Raw genomic sequence first — 7,263 nt, forward strand, 5'->3', positions numbered from 1 at the left:
TAGGCATGATTCCAAACGAATTTATTGACGAGCTTTTAAATAAAATAGACATCGTTGATGTCATTGAAGAATTTGTACCACTTAAAAAAAGTGGTGCCAACTACATGGCCTGCTGCCCCTTTCACAAAGAAAAATCCCCTTCGTTTTCGGTTAGTCCTGCCAAACAGTTTTATCATTGCTTTGGTTGTGGCGTACATGGATCCGCCATTGGCTTCGTCATGGAATATCAAGGATTGAGCTTTCAGGAAGCCGTACAATTTCTGGCAGACCGCATCGGCATGACTGTCCCAAAACAGTCTGGAAAATCCAATCCACATGTACAGAAAGCTCATAAACAGATTCAGCAGACACTAGAGCAAACTACAGCTGCGGCTGCCACCTACTATCAACAACAGCTAAAAACCTCACTGCGTGCACAGCAATATCTACAGCAGCGTGGCCTCAGTGATGAAATTATCATTCATTATGGCCTTGGCTATGCACCGGACGACTGGCAGGCTCTAGCCAAAGTTTTTCAGCCCTATCCCAGCAATGCATTGGTAAACAGTGGCATGGTTATCGAAAAAGACAGCCGCCATTATGACCGCTTCCGCGATCGCATTATGTTCCCCATACGCAGTACCCGTGGACAAATAATCGGTTTTGGTGCTCGCGTTATTGATGCAAGCGAACCTAAATATCTCAACTCACCTGAAACGCCCCTATTTGATAAAGGGCGGAGTCTGTACGGACTATATGAAGCACGCGCGGCAATCAAAGATGCACAGCGAGTACTGGTCGTAGAAGGCTATATGGATGTCGTTGCCTTAGCACAGTATGGTCTAGGATATGCTGTAGCTGCACTTGGCACATCTACCACGGCAGAACACATACATTTGCTGATGCGGCAAAGCGATCATATCTATTTCTGCTTTGACGGTGACACTGCCGGCAAAAAAGCTGCATGGCGAGCATTGGAAAACGCTTTGCCACAATTAAAAGATGACAAAATTTTACACTTTCTTTTTTTACCAGCTGAACATGACCCCGACAGCTATGTACGCAGCTATGGATTAAGCACATTTGAAGATGCACTACTGAACCAAAGCTTGCCACTTTCTGCTTACTTCTGGCAAACACTAACTGCACAGATTGACCTTAACACTCAGGAAGGTAAAGCAGAATTGATTAAAACTGCCAGCCCTTTGCTAGCTCAAATCAAGGCACCAGCATTGTCTTTCCTACTGCGCCAAGAACTCAGCCAGAAAGTAGGTATAGATGAACATAATCTGGCTCAGCTATTGGGTCAAGAACAACCTAGATCAGCACCTGTCAGACAGAAAAGTTACCGTCTACCACAGAACACTTTCCGACAACCTCCTGTCATGTCACTGGCACAAAAACAGATACGGGCACTATTGATAAATCCGCAATGGGCCGCATTTATAGAATTACCAGAATATCTGGACCTGCACGGCGATTATGCATGCCTCGCTGCGCTGGCTGAACGCATACAAGCCTCCGTAACACCGTTAAACAGCGGAGCTGTGTTGGAACTGATGCGTAATACAGAATTTGAACCCGTCATTCGGCAGATTATCCATGATTATCTGGACTCACCGGATATCTTGCAGCCAGGAAATGAAGATGACTGCACCACGTTCAAACAGGGCATGCAAAAATTACTGGATAGTCTTAAGACCCAGCAGATTGATGCGTTGAAGCGCAAACTCCAGCATGGACGTCTCAGTGCCGACGAAAAACAGTTACTCCTGCTGCTCTTAAGCCCGCCCAAAATGCCGTCAGCTTAGCCTGACGTCTATTTTAACCCCTTGCAGCGCCATAGCTGCTGCAATATATTGAGTAAAATATGGCAAACCCAACACCCAAAAAAACCACTATTGATAGTAGTAAGGAACAAGACGATACTCGTCCGTTAACCGCTGAGGAACAACGTGCACGACTGCGTCAGCTGATTATTCAGGGCAAGGAACGTGGTTACATTACATATGCTGAAATAAATGATGCTTTGCCGGATGAAATGTCGGATGCCGACCAGATTGATAACATTGTTTCGATGATATCTGGCCTTGGAATTCAGGTTACCGAAGAAGCACCTGATGCCGAAAGTCTGCTAATGGGCGATAACACCGCCAACATGACTGACGACGATGCGGTAGCCGAAGCTGAAGCAGCTCTGTCTAATGCAGATAATGAATTTGGACGAACCACCGACCCCGTACGTATGTACATGCGCGAAATGGGTCAGGTAGACCTATTAACGCGTGAAGATGAAATCATCATCGCCAAAAAAATTGAGAATGCCCTGCGCAACATGATTCAGGCCATCTCTGCCTGCCCAGGTTCTGTAGCTGAAATACTGGCTTTGATTGATGCTGTACGCAAAGAAGAAATCAAAGTTGATGAAGTTGTAGAGGCTATTGTCGACCCACATGAAGAACTTCTCGATGAACTGGGTATCGGTATCGACAGCAAAAATGAGGATACTGAGGTAGAGGACGACAATGAAGACAGCGTTGACGTAGACGATGATTCTGAAGAAAACGAAGAAGAAAATGCTGCATTAGCAGCATCTGCTAATCTAGAAGAGCTGCGCCAAAAAACGCTAGAACACTTCGATGGAATTCAGAGCCGTTATGAAGCCATGGTTGCCGCACTTCAGGAAAAAGGCAGCAAAGACGCTACCTACCTCAAACTGCAAGAGGAAATTGCAGAGCAATTATTACAGGTACGCTTTGCTACCCGCCAGATTGAAAGCCTATGTGAAAACCTGCGCATGCGCGTCAATCAAGTACGTCAGCTGGAACGAGATATTCGCGATATAGCTCTGAATCGTGTGCATATGGAGCGTGATTACTTTATCAAAAGCTTTGCCAATCGCACTACCGATTTGGGCTGGGTAGATGAAGAACTTTCTCTGAACCGCGTCTGGACAGAAGCACTACGTCGTTTCCAGTATGCCATTATTGAAAAGCAAACTGAACTGGCTAATCTGGAAGAGGCCGCTCAGATTTCACTGGATGAGCTGAAACAGATTAACAAAAACATGGTCAAAAGTGAGCAGGAAACTGCCGCCGCCAAGCAAGAAATGATTCAGGCCAACTTACGTTTGGTAATTTCGATTGCTAAAAAATACACCAATCGTGGTCTGCAATTTCTGGATTTAATTCAGGAAGGCAATATCGGCCTGATGAAAGCCGTGGATAAATTTGAATATCGTCGAGGCTATAAATTCTCCACCTATGCCACCTGGTGGATACGACAGGCTATTACCCGCTCAATTGCAGATCAGGCTCGTACTATTCGCATACCGGTACATATGATCGAAACCATCAACAAAATGAATCGTATTTCCCGTCAGTATTTACAAGAAAACGGTGAAGAGGCCGACTCAGCCAAACTAGCCGAACTGATGGAAATGCCGGAAGATAAAATCCGAAAAATCATGAAAATTGCCAAAGAACCGATTTCCATGGAAACACCAATTGGCGATGATGATGATTCACATCTGGGCGATTTCATTGAAGATGCGAATAACGTTGCACCGGCAGACGCAGCCATGTATTCCAGTCTGCGGGAAGTCACAAAAGATGTACTCGAAAGCCTAACACCGCGCGAAGCCAAAGTTTTGCGGATGCGCTTTGGTATCGACATGAATACAGATCATACACTCGAAGAAGTGGGCAAACAGTTTGATGTTACCCGCGAACGTATTCGTCAAATTGAAGCCAAAGCATTACGCAAACTGCGTCACCCTACTCGCTCTGACCGGCTAAAGAGCTTTCTCGACAGTGACGAAAACAAACAGTAAATTTTTTACTTTTAAAACCAAAATCATCCGCACTCTGCGGATGATTTTTTATGTAAAACCTTGCAATCGTCTGGCGTATTAGCTAAAATACGCCTTTCTCGGGTCTGTAGCTCAGGGGTTAGAGCAGGGGACTCATAATCCCTTGGTCGTGGGTTCGAAACCCACTGGACCCACCAAAAAACCTCATATGATTTTGTATCAGCTAGGTATCTAATTTAACAGTGCTGATTTCTTAATTATCTGCTGATCTATTTATCAGAGATTTAGTTTATCTATTCTACTATTACTATTTAATCTCAATAAAAAATTAGCATAAAGCTTGAATTTTCATCTCATGAGATTTTTTTACCCAAAAAATCTAAGATATAAATTCAACAACATCAAAAATTTTCATTTTTTGGTTTAAACCTACAATAAAATTATTTCGATTCTGCTTTTTAACAAATGCAACTTTTCACAACCGAGGTTATTCAAAAATAATTAAAGTTTAATATTTAATATAGATATTTAATTTATATTTTTCTGAAATATCCTTTCCTCTCTTTAGCATTTACTGCTTTTTAAAAACAAAATCAAGCGATAAAAAGAATGTTTTTGATTAAATTCAGCCATCTTTAAACCAAGATTTTTTAATTATTAAAACTCAACATAATGACTAATATAGTTTGATATCCAAATTTAGTTAACGCAAAACATTCTCTGCTACAAATTAGTTGCAAAATTCATACACTTATTTATATATTATTTATTTTTCTTTTTATAGCCTGAATTTCCCGCCAATAGAAGCTCTGGCAACAACCACATTCAAAAAACATAAAATAATATTCCCTATAAATAACAAAACTTTCTATTAACACTTATAAATAGGTTCATAACATTTAGGGTGTATTAAAATAACAAAGTAAAGTTAACCACACTTTTTTATTTTGAATGTTTTATTGAACATCATAGGTATGTCAAATGATTATATATATGAATATATTAGAATTTTTAATGATTCACACAAAAAATGCTAACAAACTAACTGACACAAACCATTAGCATTAAGTTAACTTTATTTGGATACGATATAACATATCTTCTATAATGAATTAATACTATTTAGTATTAATTCATTATCCAATTACATAAAAAGCTTAATTAATTAAATTTTAATCAAGAGTTAAGATTTATTTTATTGAATCTGCAAAACCAAGGAAAACTGATGAATATCATCTACAAATCCAAATGGAGTGAATCTACCAATACATGGGTAGCCTGCTCGGAACTGACACGTGGCAAAACAAAAAATAATTGTACTAAAATCATTTTGGCTGTTGCATTATCCATAGCCAGTTTCGGTGCTTATGCGGCTTGTGACACTGTACCAACTACCGGAGCCGATCCAAATTTAATAGCTTCGGGTTCTGAAAGTGAATGTAATTTAGATGCGAGTAGTTATAATACAATTTCTGCTACTGATGGCGCAAAACTGGTAGGAGAGACAATTAATGCTACAGGTACAATTTCTCGTGCTACCGGATCTAAAAAAACAATTGAATTAAACAATTCATCATCATTAACCGCAAAAAATGTAACAACTGTAAACAAAGCATCAAGTTCATCAGACTCTAACGCTCTTTCACTGGATAAATCTGTAGCTAACATTGAGCAAAATTTGCAAGCAAACTCTTCAGGCACAAGTACAACTGTTATTAAAAATTCTAACGGTTCTACATTAAATGTAGGGGGAAATATAACTGTAACTGATACAGCCAGAACTGTTATTGATGGAATTGAAAATAATAACAGTACAATTATTGCTCAAGGTGACATAACTGTTAATGCACAAAGAAGCAACGGTGGCACAACAGCTATTAATAATGTTAATGGTACAATTTCTGCAAATAATATCATTATTAATCAAAAAGATAGAAATAATGCGATTATACAAACATCTGTTGATAACAACGCCAAAACACCATCAATAAATGTGAATAATAATATTGAAATAAATGCTGGTGAAATATTAGATGAAAATGAGGCTATCCGCGTTGAATCTGGCCAAATAAATGTTGGTGGTGAAACAATTATTTCTATGATAAAAAATAGAGATCAAGTTCAAGAACAAAAACAAGATCGTCCTGGCCAAGATTTTTCTGCAATTTTTGTATCCAATGGAAAATATAATGCTTCGAAAGGAGCTGATATTACTATTAAAGATGAACTAGATAATTTATACACTGAAATTAAAGGTGTTATATTAGGTGATAAAGGAGATTTTATAAATAATGGTAGCTTAAAAGTAAATGAAGGTCAGAATACAGTTATTGCTACTGACTCAAGACTTTCAGAAACAGAAACAGCAAATTTTGAGAATAATGAGAATGGTTATACAACTAGTAATACAGATACAGTTCTACACGACTCAAAAGGAATATTAAATATAACTAATAAAGGGGTATTAGAATCTAGTTCACCATCTTCAGAAAATAGTAATGCGGGATCTGTTATAAGAAATAAATCTAGTGGCACACTAAACGTTAATAATTCCGGAGATTTAAACGGTAATATAAATAATGATAGTACCGGTGCTATTATTATTACTAATACAAATAATACTAAAAATGGATCTATTAACAATAATAATAGCGGTAATATTGAAATTAATAATAGTGAATCTGGTAATATTTTTCATAATATTAACAATGCACAAAATGGTACAGTTACTCTCAACAACAATGGCAAATCATCATCTAATAAAATCAACAATACCGGAAATGGTTTGATTAATATTAATAACAATGGTACGGGTGAGATTGATAGTGCGATTAGCAACTCTGCCGCCGGTGCCATTAAGATTGTTAATGACAATGTTCTTGGCGGTACCATTACGAATACTGGTGATGCGAGCACTTCTGCTGCTAATAATATTGATATTACCAATAACAAAAATCTTACTGGTACGGTTATTAATAATGGCAAAGGTAGTATCCATGTTCAGAATACTAAAGATGCCGGTTTAATCACTGGTAATATTAATAATGGTGGTTCCGGTAGTATTACTTTAGATAATGATGGTAATTCCAGCAGTAATCAGATTAACAATACCGGTTCCGGTTTGATTACTATCAATAATAAAGACACTGGTGTAATTGATAGTGCGATTAGTAACTCTTCCACCGGTGCCATTAAGATTGTTAATGACAATGTTCTTGGCGGTACCATTACGAATACTGGTGATGCGAGCACTTCTGCTGCTAATAATATTGATATTACCAATAACAAAAATCTTACTGGTACGGTTATTAATAATGGCAAAGGTAGTATCCATGTTCAGAATACTAAAGATGCCGGTTTAATCACTGGTAATATTAATAATGGTGGTTCCGGTAGTATTACTTTAGATAATGATGGTAATTCCAGCAGTAATCAGATTAACAATACCGATACCGGTTTGATTACTATCAATA

The 7,263-nt window shown here is 38.4% G+C and carries 3 protein-coding genes and 1 tRNA gene; all 4 read left to right on the forward strand.

Features of this window, described 5'->3' with window-relative positions; all coding sequences use genetic code 11:
• The first annotated feature begins 5 nt into the window (after positions 1-5).
• Positions 6-1,790, forward strand: a complete 1,785-nt coding sequence (gene dnaG / locus BHC43_RS08885; RefSeq protein WP_100157168.1) for a DNA primase — start codon at positions 6-8, stop codon at positions 1,788-1,790.
• A 59-nt stretch (positions 1,791-1,849) separates the two neighbouring features.
• Positions 1,850-3,811 (forward strand): RNA polymerase sigma factor RpoD, encoded by a 1,962-nt coding sequence (gene rpoD, locus BHC43_RS08890; protein ID WP_100157162.1) that lies wholly within the window; start codon positions 1,850-1,852, stop codon positions 3,809-3,811.
• Positions 3,812-3,911: 100 nt separating this feature from the next.
• A tRNA-Ile gene (locus tag BHC43_RS08895) sits at positions 3,912-3,987 on the forward strand.
• Positions 3,988-5,015: 1,028 nt separating this feature from the next.
• Positions 5,016-7,263, forward strand: a 2,248-nt coding sequence (locus tag BHC43_RS08900; RefSeq protein WP_144078751.1) for an ESPR-type extended signal peptide-containing protein, incomplete at its 3' end; no start/stop codon positions are given.

The sequence above is a fragment of the Snodgrassella alvi genome (assembly GCF_002777855.1).
In the GTDB taxonomy this organism is placed as follows: domain Bacteria; phylum Pseudomonadota; class Gammaproteobacteria; order Burkholderiales; family Neisseriaceae; genus Snodgrassella; species Snodgrassella alvi_E.